The sequence below is a fragment of the Actinoplanes sp. NPDC023936 genome (assembly GCF_040639325.1).
Taxonomy (GTDB): domain Bacteria; phylum Actinomycetota; class Actinomycetes; order Mycobacteriales; family Micromonosporaceae; genus Actinoplanes.
In genome coordinates, this window is the sequence record NZ_JBEZZR010000001.1 from 270243 (window position 1) to 284193 (window position 13951).

A 13951-nucleotide genomic window follows, 5' to 3' on the forward strand; every position below is an offset into this window, starting at 1 on the left:
CCCCCGTGCTCGAGAAGTTGCTGCCGTCATCGGTGTGTGTCGCCGAGGCGTTCTCCGACGATCCGGGCGAGCAGGCCTTCCCCGGTGAGGAGGACCTGCTCAGCACCGCGGTGCCGGGCCGGCGCCGCGAGTTTCTCACGGCCCGCCGCTGCGCCCGCGAAGCACTGGGCCTTCTCGGTCATCCGCCGGTGGCGATCAGGCCCGGCCCGCGCCGCGAGCCGCTCTGGCCGGACGGCGTGGCGGGCAGCATCACGCACTGCACCGGGTATCGGGCCGCCGCGGTGGCCCGCCGTGCCGACGTGGCGAGCCTCGGCATCGACGCGGAACCGCACGCGCTGCTCCCGCCGCGGGTCCTGCCGGCGGTGAGCACCGCCGCCGAACGGGACCGTCTGGACCAGCTGCGCCGGGCCGACCCGGACGTGCACTGGGACCGGCTGCTCTTCAGCGCCAAGGAGTCGATCTACAAGGCGTGGTACCCGCTGACCGGCCGCTGGCTGGGCTTCGAGGACGCCGAGCTGAGCATCGATCCGGCGGAGCGCACGTTCACCGGACGGATCCTGATCGACGCGCCGTTCGACGAGATGCACGGCCGGTTCGTGATCGAGAACGGACTCGTGGTCACGGCGGTCTGTCACTTCGACAGTACTTCCGCCAACCTCGCGTAGAGGATGTAGCGCTGCTTCGACGAGAACCTCGGATGGCAGGCGGTCAGCGTGAGTATCGCCTCGGTGGGTTCCACGCCGGGTTTCTCCGGGGTCGGCGCGACCACGTCCACCCTGGTCGGCGCGACGATCAGGTGGCGCTGGACGCGGTAGACGTACCGGGCGGTCGCGGTCTCCACCTCGATCGGGTCGCCGGCGCGCAACTTGTCGATGTCGTTGAAGGGCAGCCCGGCCGGACCGCGATGCCCGGCGATCGCCATGTTCCCGATCTGGCCCGGTAGCGCGCTCCCGGGGTAGTGTCCCGGGCCTTGTCGCAGGTCAGCGGTGCTGACTCCCTCGACGATCGTGTACTGGGCGTTCCACCGCGGCACCCGCAGCACCGCGAACGGCTGCCCCTGCGGCGGGGTGACGGTGACCGTGTCCAAGCTGGTCACTGCGGCCTGGCCGGCGCTTCCGCCGGTCGCTCCGGCGGCCGGCGCCGCTGCCCACGCCGCGGCCAGCCGGCGGTCCAGGGCGGCCTGCGCGTCAGCGGTCTCCGGTCCGGGCAGCAGGGTCTGCGCCGCGAGCACCGCCGCACAGAGCGCCCCCGCCCCGATCAGCGAGAATCCCCCCGCTCGCAGCGGAGACATCCGGCGCAGCGCGCGTGCCGCTTTTACGATCAGAAGCAGACTGAGGAGTACGGGGGGAAGCAGCCACGGCCAGACCGTGGTCGTCACCGTGAACGTCGCGTCGGTTCCGGCCGTCCCGTCAATCCGCCCGGTCACCCGATAACGGCCGATCGCCGGGGCGGCCACCTCGAACGGGATCTCCAGCCGCAGCTCGGCGCCCGGAGCGAGCGGGCCGATCGGCAGCGCGTCCGGCGCCCGTGCTCCGGCGGCGCGGCCCAGGTCCAGGCTCAACGCGGATCCGGGGGAGGGCTCGGCGCTGGTGTTGCGGACGGTCACCCGCACGGTCCGGTGCGCGGTGCCGCCGACCAGCGACCAGAGGCTCCAGCGGTTCTCGATGTCGGCGTCGGCGACGGTCAGTGCGGCGTCGCCGGTGCCGCCGGTGGCCGCTGTGGAGACCGTGGCGGCGTCGGGGACATCCGTCACGTCGATCGGGGTGGCGGCGATCCGGTCGCCGGTCACGGTGGTCGCCCGGATCACGCACGGGCAGCCGAGAGGAGGTTTCGTGAGACGAAGCCGCAGGTCCGCGCTTCCGGTGGCCGGGATGGAGACGGATGAGGCGGACTCGACGGCGCAGTCGGCGGAGCCGTCGCGGGCCTCGTTGCCGCAGAGGGCGGCCGTGACGACCCCGGCCGGCCAGCCCGTCAGCCGGACCGTGACGGTGTCACCGAGCAGGGCCGTCCTCTGGCTGACGGTGAGCGCCGGGTCGGCGGCCCGGGCCGGAGCGGGGATCAGAGTGAACGCCACGGCCGCGGCCGCGAGCACGCGGAGGAGGGCCTTCATGCGGGAGTCTCGTCAGCGGCCGAGGTGGTGGCAGCGTTTTCGCGAGCGCGAGCGCGAGCACGAGCACGAGCGCGAGGGCGGGCGCGGGCGCCGTCGCGGGCGCGGCCACGGCGGCGGCGGACGGCCAGCACGGCGGCGGCGATCAGGAGCAGCAGCGCCAGGTGGTACCAGGACCAGGCCCAGACGCCCACCGACGATCGCGCCGTGGCGCCGTCCGGGGAGTCGAGCTCGACACTCGCGAACAGCCGGAGCAGGGCGGGCCGGCCGGTCACCCGTACCGTCCGCTCGACAGCCGCACCCGGCAGCAGCTCGGGCAGAGGCTCCGGATCGGCCGACGCGGCCGCCAGGCCGAAGAGGCCCTCGGTCGTGACCGCCTGGCCGGGCGTGATGCGGGTGTTCCCGGTGTTGCGGACCGTGTAGCTCAGTTCGAGGTCACCGGTGAACATCGTCCACGCCGGACGGTACGCGGCGCGCAGTCCGTCGACCCGCAGCCCGGGCTTCAGATCGCCGGTGACACGCAGGTAGAGGCGGGTGCCGACACGCTGTTCGACGCGTGTGGTGTTGCCGGTGGCGTCCGCCGACGCCGTGGTGATCGCGGCGACGATGCCGCCGGCATGGTCACCGGGAGTGGCGTTCGCCGGGATCGTCAGCACGAACGGGATGTCCGCGCGGGAGCGGGCCGGAACGGTCACCGTGGTCGCCCCGAGCCGGACCCAGGAGCCGACGTCGGTGGACTCGTGGGTGGCCGGTAACAGGTCGTATCCGCCGGTGGAGGTGGTGAACGCGTCACTGCCGTACACCGTGAAGGTCATCTCCTTGGTGCCGAGGTTGGTGACCGCGACGTAGTCGGTGACGGTCCCGCCGGGCGTCAGGTCGTAGGTGAGGAACGGGCGGTTGCCGGGGCCGGTCCGGCTCGACGGCTGCACGGACCACGCGGATTCGCCGGCTGCGGCGGGCGCCGGGAGGGCGAGCACGGTGAGAGCGGCGGCCGTCAGTGCGGCTGTCGCGGCGGCAACGCGGTGCATGCGGGTTCCTTCAGAAACGGGAGAACCGGGACAGGCAGGCTGCCTGCCCCGGTCGGCCTCGGAAACGGTGGAGAGATCAGATGGCGGTCAGGGTGAGCGTCGCCGAGTAGTCACCCGGCGCCGTGGTGGTCGGCAGGCGCAGCTCCAGGCCCGCACCGAGCGCCGCGGTGCCCCGCCCGGCTCCGGACGCCGCCGTGGCCAGCGCGGACGCCGACTTCAGGCCGGTGCCCGCGGCGACCGCGGCGCCCGGCTTCACCTGCTGGCCCGAGGCGGCCGAGACGATTTTCGGGGTCCAGCCCAGGTACTTGCCGTCGACGGTTCCGGCCGTGCCGGAGAAGTCACCGATCTGACCGGAGACGCTCCAGCCCGGGTTGGCGGCCCGCAGGTCGCTGACCGTGACGGTCGGCAGCTCGCCGGTGGAGACCAGCGCGTCCAGCTCGGAGGTGACCTGCGGCGTGCTCAGCGCCACCGAGCCGGAGCTGACCTTGATGGCCAGGGCACCGGTGTCGGGAACGCTTGCCGTGATGGTCACGGTCGCCGAGACCGCACCCGGCTCCTCGGGCTCGTCGGCGGCCACGGTGAAGTTCACCTGGACGCTGACGCCGGCGGCGAGGAAGTGCAGGGTGTGCGCTCCCTCGGCGATGCCGGCCGGCACCGGGACGGCCTTGCCGGAGAACGAGCCGTCGGCCCCGCTGGTGAACGTCGTCACGATCGTGGTCTTGTCCAGCTTCACGGTGACAGTGCTGTTCGCCGGGTAGTGCACGCCGGAGGCGGTCAGGCTCGCGCCGGCCGTCACCGTGTCGGCGGCGAGGGTGACCGCCGGGGTGTTCGGCGCGGCCTCCACGGTGAAGAACCCGGTGTGCAGGCTGCGGGTGGTGTCGCCGACCTGGCCGGAGCCGGTCAGCATCCGCAGCCAGTGACCGGAACCGGTCACGGTGGACGGCAGGGTGACCGAGCCGGACACCTCACCGGTGGTGTCCGAGGCCTTCACCGAGGTGAAGACGTCGGAGCCGTCGGCCAGGCGCGCGGCGCCGTCGTCGATCTTCACCATGACGACCGAGCCGGTGCCGTCGGCGTTGACGAAACCCGTGCCGGTGAAGCTGACCTTTCCACCGGGGGTCACCGATGTGGAGACCAGGGCGACAGTGGCCCCGGCGGGATTGTCCGGGCGGGGATCGGCGGCGTACGCCGGTGAGGTGACCGCGAGTGCGGCGACCAGGCCGGTGAGGGCCGCACCCCAGCGGACGGTTCGTGATGGGAGCAAGGCGTCGTCCTTCCAGAAGGGAGGGATATTGTGAGTGAGATTGTTGACCATAAGGTCGACGCATTCCCGTCGGAGGTTAGGCTAACCTAACGCCGCCAGCTAGACAGCAGTGCGGCTGGTCACCAGAAACCTCGGGAGGAATCGGTGGGAAAGCGCGGCTGGCGCGCACTTGCCGTCGGCGGTGTCCTCGGACTGGCGCTCACCGCGTGCACGTCCGGCGCCTCGGACGCCACGACGACGGCTGAGGGGCGCACTGTCACGGACGGCAACGGAGTCGAGGTGACCGTCCCGGAGAACCCGGTGCGGATCATCGCGCTCAGCGAGCCCACTCTGGACGGCGCGCTGGCGCTCGGCGCCGGCGTCGTCGGCACCACCAGCGGCCGGGGCCAGGGCTCGGTGCCCGGTTACCTGAGCGACCAGGCCGACGGGATCCCGATCGTCGCCTCCGTCGCCGGTCCCGACATCGAGCAGATCCTCGCCCTCAAGCCGGACTTGATCGTCACCGACGGCACCGTCGCCGCCGACGACGCGGTGCTCGGCAAACTCGCCGGTATCGCGCCGACGGTCTTCGTCAGCAAGAAGGCCGCCGACTGGAAGGCCGCGTTCACCAGTCTCGCCGCGGTGCTCGGCAGGACCGCCGAGGCGGAGAAGGTGCTGGCCGGATACGCGAGCCGGGTCGACGAGATCAAGGGGAAGCTCGGCGACCACGCCGACGACACGGTCAGCATCGTCCGCTGGGGCACCGGTCAGCCCTCGGTGATCCTCAAGGAGCTGCCGCCGAGCACTGTGGTCGCCGACGTCGGCCTGCGCCGGCCGCCGGCACAGGACAAGGACGGCCTCGGCCACTCCACCCCGGTCAGCCGGGAGAACCTCGACCAGCTCGACGCCGACTGGATGTTCTTCGGCACCCTCGGCGGCGCCACCAACCCACAGGGCGGCAACACCGGCACCGCTGTCGGCGTCGAGGCCAGCGCCGCGATGCTCAGGGACGACGCGCTCGGCACGCCGGGCTTCACGCAGCTCACCGCGTACCGGAACAAGCACGTCATCCCGGTCGACGGCTCCGCGTGGGCCAGCGCGGGCGGCCCGATCGCCGCCACCGTGATCCTCGACCAGCTCGGCACAGCTCTTCTCCGTTAGAGCTTTTCTCTGATTAAGGACTGCCATGAGAATCGCCGTCATCGGCGCGGCTGCCACCCTCGCCTTCCTCGCCGGCGCCGGGCCCGCCATGGCCGCCGCGCCCCGGCCGTCCAACCCGGTCGGCGCCACGGTCTCACTCGCGGCCACCAGCGTGGCCGCCGGCAAGACCCTCCGCTTCAGCGGCACCGGCTTCGTCAACGACGGCGGCCGCGGGCAGATCGTCACGATCAAGCTGGACGACGTCGACATCCTGCGCAGCGTCACCGCCAGCGACAGCGGGGCGATCTCCGGGACGGTCACGATCCCGAAGGCCACCACGGCCGGCAACGAGCACTGGCTGCGCTTCCTCGCCGGCTCCGGGCGGGAGAACGACTCGCCGTCGCGCAGCCTGGCCAGCGGGTACTTCGCGGTGACCGCGGCCTCCACCGGCTCGGCCGCCACGACCGGCGGCAGCACCGCGGCCCCCACCACCGCGGGCGGCACGACTGCGGGCGGCACGACTGCGGGTGGCACGACTGCGGGTGGCACGACTGCGGGTGGCACCGCCGAGACGCTGCCGAAGACCGGTATCGACGCGGGACCGTGGCTGGCCGGCACGGTGGCGCTGCCGGTCGTCGGCATCGCTCTGCTCCTGGTTGAGCGTCGCCGTCGGGCTCGTAACCCTTCGTGACCGTTACTGATATCCGGCGCGGCTCGTCGGCGCGGGTCCTCGCGGTGGTGCTGGCCGGTGTCGCGCTCCTGCTGGCCGTCGTGGCGAGCATCGCCCTCGGCGCCCGGCCGGTGCCGCTCGGGCAGGTCTGGGCGGCGCTTTTCGGCTCGGACGGGAGCCCGGACGCGGTGGCGGTGCGGGAGCTGCGGTTACCCCGTACCCTGCTCGGGGTCTTCGTGGGTGCCGCCCTCGGCGTGGCCGGCTGCCTGATGCAGGCGCTGACCCGCAATCCGCTGGCCGAGCCCGGTGTGCTGGGCGTGAACGCGGGTGCGGCCGCCGCTATCGTCACCGCGATGAGCTTCGCCGGCATCACCGCGCCCGCCGGATACGTCTGGTTCGCGCTGATCGGCGCGGCCGGCGCGTTCGCGGTGGTGTACCTTCTCGGCGGTGGTGGCCGGATCACCGAGTCGCCGGCCCGGCTCGCCGTCGCCGGAACCGCTGTCGGTGCCGCCCTCACCGGCTTCACCTCGGCCGTGGTGCTCTTCGACTCGTCCGCTTTCGATCAGTTCCGGTTCTGGGCGGTCGGCGCGCTCGCCGATCGGGGCATGCCGGTGTTCTGGCAGGTCGTCCCGTTTCTCGCGACAGGTCTGCTGATCGCCGCCGTCATCGGCCCGGCGCTGAACACCGTCGCGCTCGGTGACGACCAGAGCAGATCCCTCGGAGCCAACCCCCTTCTGGTACGGGGATCCGCAGCGCTCGCCGCTGTCGCGCTGAGCGCCGGCGCCACCGCCGCGGCCGGCCCGATCGGATTCGTCGGCCTGGCAGTCCCGCACGTGGCCCGGTTCCTCGTCGGCGCCGACGAACGGTGGCTGATGGCGTTCTCCGCCCTCGCCGCGCCCGCGTTGCTGCTGGTCGCGGACGTGGCCGGGCGGCTGCTCGGCCGGCCCGGCGAACTGGAGACCGGCGTGGTGACAGCGATGGTCGGCGCCCCTCTCTTCATCTATCTGGTACGGCGACTGCGGATGGCCCGATGAGAACGGCTGTGGTGCGGTTCGGCCCGGTCTCCGCCCGGTACGCGCCGCGCGGGGTGGTCGCCGGCACGCTTGTGGCGCTGCTCGCCGCGGCCACGGCCGTGGTCAGCCTCACCGTCGGGGACTACCCGCTCAGCGTCGCCGACGTGCTGCGCACCCTGAGCGGTCACGGCGACCGGGCATCTGAGTTCGCGGTCTACTCGTTGCGGCTTCCGCGGGTGCTGACCGCGCTGTTCGTGGGGATGGCGTTCGGGCTGGCCGGGGCGGTGTTCCAGAGCCTGTCCCGCAATCCCCTGGGCAGCCCGGACATCATCGGGTTCACCACCGGATCGGCGTCCGGGGCGCTGATCGGGATCCTGGTGCTCGGCGGGGGCAGCCTGGTGATCGCCGGGAGCGCGATCGCGGGTGGACTGGTGGTGGCTCTGCTGGTCTATCTGCTGTCGGTACAGGACGGTGCGGTGCGGCCCGGTCAGCTGGTGCTGGTGGGGATCGGGGCCAGTGCGATGCTCGCGTCTCTGAACGGGTATCTGCTGACAAGAGCTGATCTGGGCGATGCGATGCAGGCGGCGGTCTGGTTGACCGGCAGTCTGAACGGGCGGGGCTGGGAACACGCCGTACCCGTCGGCGTGGCCGTCCTGCTCGGCAGTGTCGCCGTGTTGTGCCTGGTCCGGCCGCTCGACGCCCTCGCGCTCGGCGACGACACCGCCGGCGGGCTCGGTGTGCCGATCGAACGCGTACGGCGGGCGCTGTTGATCGGCGCGGTCGCCCTGACCGCCGTCGCCACCGCCTCCGCCGGCCCGGTCCCGTTCGTCGCGCTCGCCGCGCCGCAGGTGGCCCGCCGCCTCACCCGGTCGCCCGATGCGGCACCGTTCGTGGCCGGTTTGACCGGGGCGGCGCTGCTGGCTGTGGCGGACCTCGCGGCGCAGCGGCTGTTCGCGCCGGTCACGCTGCCGGTCGGCGTCTTGACGGCTTCACTCGGCGGCGTCTACCTGGTCTGGCTGCTGGCCGCGCGTCGCAGGTCCGGCCGTTGGTAGCCGGCCGCAGCTACGGCCGTTGGTAGCTGGTCGGAGGGCCGGCCGCTGGTAGCCGCCACGCGTCGACGTGATGCGGACGCATCATGAGCGTGATCGCGATGGCAGCGCAGGAAGTGTCCGCGCCTCGACCACGTGCCGATCAATGCCACGGCCGCCCTCTCCCAACCGCCCGACTACCCCTGGATCGTCACGTGGTGTGCCGGCGTCCGGGGTAAAGCCGGCGCTTTGCGGAAAGCCGCGGACGTGGGAGGCCCCGCAGAATGCCGCACACCCCGTAGTGCTCCCCGTGGACAGTCACCCATCGTGACGCGGACTGGGCTCGACGAGGTCACCCGGACGCAAACGCGGCGAACCGTGCACCCAGCGGGCGGAACTGCGGACGACCTGACCGACGAGACGCCTCGGGGTGCGATTCAGGGGGCGAGATGGGCATTCAGTTCACACGCCACGATTGACAGCGACTCCGGTGACACCATGCCGGGATGAGTGGTGTTCAGTTCGTGGATCTCCAGGTCGCCGTCGATGTAGGGCGACCAGGCATCCGCTGACAACCAGTCCTCGGGGCGAGGGGCGGCGGCCACGAACATCACCGCCGCGCCGTCGAAGACGTGGTGTCGGTGTTCCCTCATCATGCGGGCGTTCTCGGCCACCACCTGCGGGATCTTCGACAGGACGGCGTCGCCCAGTTCGGACAGAGGGCTGTCGGCCTGTTGGAGTGCTCCGATCACCGACTCGACCGTGAGGGGGCCGCTGATCGCCGCCTCGTCGCGTCCCGCCATGTAGAGCAGCGCCCGCAACGCGTCCTCGCCGGTCGGTGCGGGGAGGTCGCGCCACTGGTCGCTGGGGTACGCGTCGAGCAGCGCCAGCACCGCCACTTCTTCGCCGGCGGTTCGCAGCTGGACCGCGATCTCCTGCGCGAGCACGCCGCCGACCGACCAGCCGGCCAGCGCGTAGGGGCCGTGTGGACGGACCGCCCGGATCGCCCGGACATATCCGGCCGCGGTCTCTACCAGCGACGAGCCGTGCCCGCCAAAGCCCTCGGCACCCGAGCGGTCGGCATCTGAGCGGTCGGCACCCGAGCGGTCGGCACCCGAGCGCTCGGCAGCCGGGGACGCCAGGTCCGAGGGGAGGGACGCCGCAGCTGAGGAGGAGAAGAGGGCCGCCTGGATTCCGTAGACCGCGATCGACGGGTGCAGACGGGACAGCAGACCCGCGTAGCACCAGGCCAGCCCGCCCGCCGGATGCACCGCGAACAGTGCCGGTCCGGACGGCAGGTCGCGCAGCGGCAGCACTACCCCGAGCGCGTCGGCGGACGGCGTCCCGGAGTGCAGGCGGGCCGCGATCCCGGCCACCGTCGGCGCGGCGAAGATCGCGGCCAGCGGGACGGACGCCCCGAGTTCGGCGCGGATGCGCTGCACCAGCGTCGCCGCCAGCAGCGAGTGCCCGCCCAGGTCGAAGAAGTTGTCCTGCGGGCCCGGACGGGCCACGCCGAGCACGTCGGCGATCAATCCGGCGATCGCTGCCTCGGCCGGCGTGCGTGGGGCGCCGCCGCCCACCTCGGCGGCGGGGGCGGGGAGGGCCCGCCGGTCCAGCTTCCCGCTCGGGGTGAGTGGCAGATCGTCCAGCAGCACGACCGCAGCGGGCAGCATGTGGTCCGGGACGAGCGGCGCGAGATAGCCCCGGATCGCAGCCAGGTCAAGCCCTCGGGAAACCTCGGGGTCGGCGAGACCCGCGCTGCCCACGCCGGCCGCGCCACCTGCGGGGACCAGATAGGCGCAGAGGCGTCCGTCCACCAGGGCCGCGGCCGCCCGGAGCACCCCAGGATGCTCGTTCAGCAGGGCCTCGATCTCGCCCAGCTCCACCCGGAATCCGCGGATCTTCACCTGGCCGTCCGTGCGGCCGAGGAACTCGAGCGTCCCGTCGAAGCGCCACTTCGCCAGGTCACCGGCCCGGTACAGCCGGCCAAGACCGGGATGGTCCAGGAACCGTTCGGCGGTGAGTTCGGGACGGTTCAGGTACCCGGTCGCCAGCTGCCGCCCGGCGATGTACAGCTCACCGGCCACGCCGGGCGGCACCGGCCGCAGACCCGCGTCGAGCACGTGGATCCGGGTGTTCCAGACCGGCCGCCCGATCGGCACCGGGCCGGGCGGGTCGGTGCGGCGCACCGGCTGGTACGTCACGTCGACCGACGCCTCGGTCGGGCCATACAGATTGTGGAGTCCGCAACCGATCACTTCGTGGAAGCGCCGGGCCACATCGTCGGGCAGTTCCTCGCCGCTGCAGACGACCCGGCGCAACGTCCGGCGCGTGATCGCCGCGGCCTCGTCGGCGAGGAACACCCGCAGCATCGACGGGACGAAGTGGACAGTGCTGATCCGCTCGTCGACGATCAGACCCGCCAGGTACGACGGATCCTTGTGCCCCTCGGGCTTCGCCATGACCAGGGTGGCTCCGGTGATCAACGGCCAGAACAGCTCCCAGGCGCTGACGTCGAAGCCGATCGGCGTCTTCTGCAGAACCCGCTCACCCGGGCTCAGGCGGTATTCGTGCTGCATCCAGAGCAGCCGGTTGACGATGCCCCGATGGGGGACGAGCACACCCTTGGGCCGTCCCGTGGATCCGGACGTGTAGATCGCATAGGCGGTGTCAGCGGGCGAGGCCTGGACGATGTCGATCAGCGGAACGGGGCAGAGGTCCGGGAGCTCGCGGAGCACGCAGACCGGACGGGCGTCCTCGATCATGAAGTCCAGCCGCTCGGCCGGGTAGGAGAGGTCCAGCGGCAGGTATCCCGCCCCGGACCGCAGCACTCCGATCAGTGCCACCATCAGATCGATTCCGCGGGGCAGCGCGACGGCGACGAGCGTACCGGGACCGGCCCCTCGCGCGGCCAGCCAGCGTGCCAGGCGGTCGGCGCGCTCGTGCAGCTCGGCATAGCTGATCTCGACACCCTCCGCGCGCAGCGCGGGGGCGTGCGGCGTCCGTGCGGCCTGTTCCGCCAGGAGCGCGGTCAGCGTCTTCTCCGGTACGGGGTGATCAGTCGCGTTCCACCCCAGGAGCAGATCCCGTTCCCGGTCGGTGAGCACCTCCACCTCGGCGACCGGCCGGTCCGGGTCGAGGGCGGCGATCGTGGTGAAGAGGCGGGCCAGGCGGTCGAAGTGCCCGTCCAGCTCGTCGCCGGTGTAGCTGTCCGGGTTCGCGTCGACGGTGAGGTCGAGCCGCCCGGTGCCGGCGTCCAGCCCGACGGTGACCTCCAGGTCGTCGGTCGGGCCGGTGGCCAGGTAGTGCACCCGGGCGGTGAGACCGGGACCGAGGTCCAGGGTGCGGCGGAACGGCTTGACGTTGACCTGCGGCCCGAACAGCCGACGCCCGGTGCCGACGAGTCCGAGGTCGCGCTGCAACCACTCGTACCGGTAGCGCTGGTGTCGCGACACCGCCCGTACCTCGTCCCGGACCGCCGCGACGAGCGCGCGCAGGGTGATGCCGGCCGGCGCCGCGAGGCGCAGCGGCAGCACGTTGACCACGGTGACCGGCACCCGGGCCGCGCCGGTGCCGAGACGCCCGGAGACCGGCATGCCCAGGGTCAGCTCGTGCTCGCCGGTGATCCGGTGCAGGTAGAGGGCGGTGATCGCGTAGGCGGCCTCGGCCCAGCTGACGCCGAGGCGGCCGGCCACGGCCCGCAGCCCGTCGGCGGCCTCGGCCGGTAGTTCGGTGTGCCGGTGCGCGTACCGGTGTGCGGTGGGCGCGGGGCGCGCCGTCAGGGTGACGGGTTCGGGGGCGCCGGCGAGCCGGTCGAGCCAGAAGGCCCGGTCGGCGGCGAACTTCTCGGACGCGCGGTAGGCCTGCTCCTCGGCGACGAGGGTTTCCACGCTCCGGAAACCGGCCGGCGGTTCGTCGTCCCGGCCGAGGGCGGTGTACGCGGCCACCACCTTCTCGGTGATCATCGCGAACGCGTAGCCGTCGAGCAGCAGATGGTGGGCCCGCAGGTACCAGACCGTCCGCTCCGGGCCGGTTCGCAGCAGCGCCTGGCGCACGAGCGGGACGCCGGTGAGCGGCAGCGCGGCCGCGAGGTCGGCGTCGATCCAGCGGGTGACGGCCGCCTCGCCGGGCAGGTCGACGGTCTCCGGACCGGTCGCCGGCACGTCGATCCGCCACACCTCGTCACCGTCGGCCGCGAAACCGGTGCGCAGCACGTCGGTCGCCTCGCCGACGGCCCGGATCGCCGCGGCCAGCCGGTCGGCGTCGAGCGGGCCGTCGATGTCGATGCGGTGGGCGCAGAGGTAGGAGGGGTTCGCCGGATCGAGCAGCTGGGCGAACCAGAGCGCCTGCTGCGGCGCGGTGAGGGGGCGGCGATCAGCGTCCATAGTTAGGCTAGCCTAAGCAAACTAGATCGGTTTTGTAACAGGGGGGTGCCATGTCGGTGAGCGTCCCGCTCACGTCGATTCCGCCGCGGATGCCGCGACCGCGGCCGCCCGCGATCGCGGAGAGCCCACGAATCGCCCGGCTGCGGGACGGCGGTCCGGAGGCGGTGGCCCGGTTCTGGGCCGAGGTGACGCGAACCGGCGCTCCACTGATCGAGCGGGACGGCGACGCCACGCTGATCACTTTCGTCTGGCGGGAACGGCGGCCCACCCGGGACGTGCTGGCGCTCGTCAACAAGCTGGCCGACCGATCGGACCTGAGCCGCTCCCGGATGCGCAAGCTGCCCGGCTCCGACCTGTGGCACCTCACCTACCGGGTTCGTGACGACTGGCAGGGCAGTTACCACTTCGCGCCGGACGAGTCGCCGCACGAGCCGCTCGAACTCGGCCCGGCGCACTGGCGCGACGTCGCGCTCAACCTGGTGGCCGACCCGCTCAACCCGGTGACGCTGCCGCAGTCCCGGCCGCCGCACAAATCGGTCGCCGCCGGGCCGGCCGCGACGCCCGCGCCGCGCTGGTGGCAGCCGCGGCCGGGGACCGCCCGGGGCACTCTGGACACTGTCGAGACGGCCGGCCGGCGGGTCTGGCGCTATCTGCCGCCGGGGCATCGCAGCGACGGCGAGGCGTACCCGTTGCTGGTGCTTCTCGACGGCGACATCTGGGGGCCGCTGCTGCCGGTGGCGCCGATCCTGGACAACCTGATCGCGGCCGGGCGGATCCCGCCGCTCGTCGCGCTGCTGCCGGAGAGCGGCGACCGGGCCACCAGGTTCACCGAGTACGCGTGCGACCCCGCCTTCGCCGATTTCCTCGCCACCGGCCTGATCGCCAAGGCCGGCCGCGACGTGAACGTGACGGCGGACCCGGCCCGCACCGTCGTGGCCGGGCAGAGCCTCGGCGGCCTCACCGCGGCGTTCGCCGGGCTCACCCGCCCGGAGCGGTTCGGCAACGTGCTCAGCCAGTCCGGCGCGTTCTGGTGGCGGAGCAACACTCCGGACGACGTGGACGCCGAGTGGTTCGCCCACCAGGTCGCGCTCGCCGGGCGCCGGCCGGTTCGCTGGCATGTCGAGGTCGGCCTGGACGAGTGGGTCAATCTCGGCCCCAACCGGCACCTGCGGGACGTGCTGCTGGCGCGCGGTTACGACCTGACCTACGCCGAGTTCGCCGGCGGACATGACCGGCTGTGCTGGCGGGAGCGTTTCGGGGATGCCCTGGCGAGCCTCTTCACCTGAGAGCCGCTGTCCATATTTGATCAGCCATCGGATGATCTTTACGAGGTCTGC

At 72.5% G+C, this 13951-nt stretch carries 10 protein-coding genes; 6 read left to right on the forward strand and 4 right to left on the reverse strand.

Going from position 1 to position 13951, the window contains the following annotated elements:
* The first annotated feature begins 5 nt into the window (after nt 1-5).
* Nucleotides 6-665 carry a 4'-phosphopantetheinyl transferase superfamily protein gene (locus AB0F72_RS01240; protein WP_360423184.1) on the forward strand — a complete coding sequence of 220 codons (660 nt, stop codon included), beginning with the start codon at nt 6-8 and terminating at the stop codon, nt 663-665.
* Here the strand turns inward: AB0F72_RS01240 and AB0F72_RS01245 are convergent.
* The 3 genes from AB0F72_RS01245 to AB0F72_RS01255 all read right to left on the reverse strand — a co-directional run bounded on the left by AB0F72_RS01245 (nt 632) and on the right by AB0F72_RS01255 (nt 4399).
* On the reverse strand, nt 632-2110 hold the full coding sequence (locus AB0F72_RS01245; protein WP_360423187.1) for a class E sortase: 1479 nt from the start codon (nt 2108-2110) through the stop codon (nt 632-634). The two genes, AB0F72_RS01240 and AB0F72_RS01245, sit on opposite strands and share 34 nt — an antisense overlap.
* Nucleotides 2107-3135, reverse strand: a complete 1029-nt coding sequence (locus AB0F72_RS01250) for a DUF916 domain-containing protein (protein ID WP_360423190.1) — start codon at nt 3133-3135, stop codon at nt 2107-2109. Before AB0F72_RS01250 ends, AB0F72_RS01245 begins: the two co-directional genes overlap by 4 nt.
* Nucleotides 3136-3211: 76 nt before the next feature.
* Nucleotides 3212-4399: a hypothetical protein gene (locus AB0F72_RS01255; RefSeq protein WP_360423193.1), complete on the reverse strand. Its 1188-nt coding sequence runs from the start codon at nt 4397-4399 to the stop codon at nt 3212-3214.
* 144 nt (nt 4400-4543) lie between these two features.
* Between AB0F72_RS01255 and AB0F72_RS01260 the strand changes: the two genes are divergently transcribed.
* Genes AB0F72_RS01260 through AB0F72_RS01275 form a run of 4 tightly spaced genes read left to right on the forward strand, consistent with a single transcriptional unit; the run spans nt 4544 to nt 8253 of the window.
* Entirely contained in the window at nt 4544-5539 is a 996-nt protein-coding gene (locus AB0F72_RS01260) for an ABC transporter substrate-binding protein (protein WP_360423196.1), read from the forward strand.
* Nucleotides 5540-5564: 25 nt separating this feature from the next.
* Entirely contained in the window at nt 5565-6209 is a 645-nt protein-coding gene (locus AB0F72_RS01265) for a hypothetical protein (protein ID WP_360423199.1), read from the forward strand.
* Entirely contained in the window at nt 6206-7222 is a 1017-nt protein-coding gene (locus tag AB0F72_RS01270) for an iron chelate uptake ABC transporter family permease subunit (RefSeq protein ID WP_360423202.1), read from the forward strand. The genes AB0F72_RS01265 and AB0F72_RS01270 overlap by 4 nt, the downstream gene beginning before the upstream one ends.
* Nucleotides 7219-8253, forward strand: a complete 1035-nt coding sequence (locus tag AB0F72_RS01275; RefSeq protein ID WP_360423205.1) for an iron chelate uptake ABC transporter family permease subunit — start codon at nt 7219-7221, stop codon at nt 8251-8253. Before AB0F72_RS01270 ends, AB0F72_RS01275 begins: the two co-directional genes overlap by 4 nt.
* Before the next feature lie 413 nt (nt 8254-8666).
* Here the strand turns inward: AB0F72_RS01275 and AB0F72_RS01280 are convergent, their stop codons facing one another.
* Nucleotides 8667-12614: an amino acid adenylation domain-containing protein gene (locus tag AB0F72_RS01280; protein WP_360423207.1), complete on the reverse strand. Its 3948-nt coding sequence runs from the start codon at nt 12612-12614 to the stop codon at nt 8667-8669.
* A 56-nt stretch (nt 12615-12670) separates the two neighbouring features.
* Between AB0F72_RS01280 and fes the strand changes: the two genes are divergently transcribed.
* A complete protein-coding gene (gene fes, locus AB0F72_RS01285) occupies nt 12671-13900 on the forward strand; it encodes an enterochelin esterase (RefSeq protein WP_360423210.1) in 1230 nt (409 codons plus the stop codon).
* Nucleotides 13901-13951 lie beyond the last annotated feature (51 nt).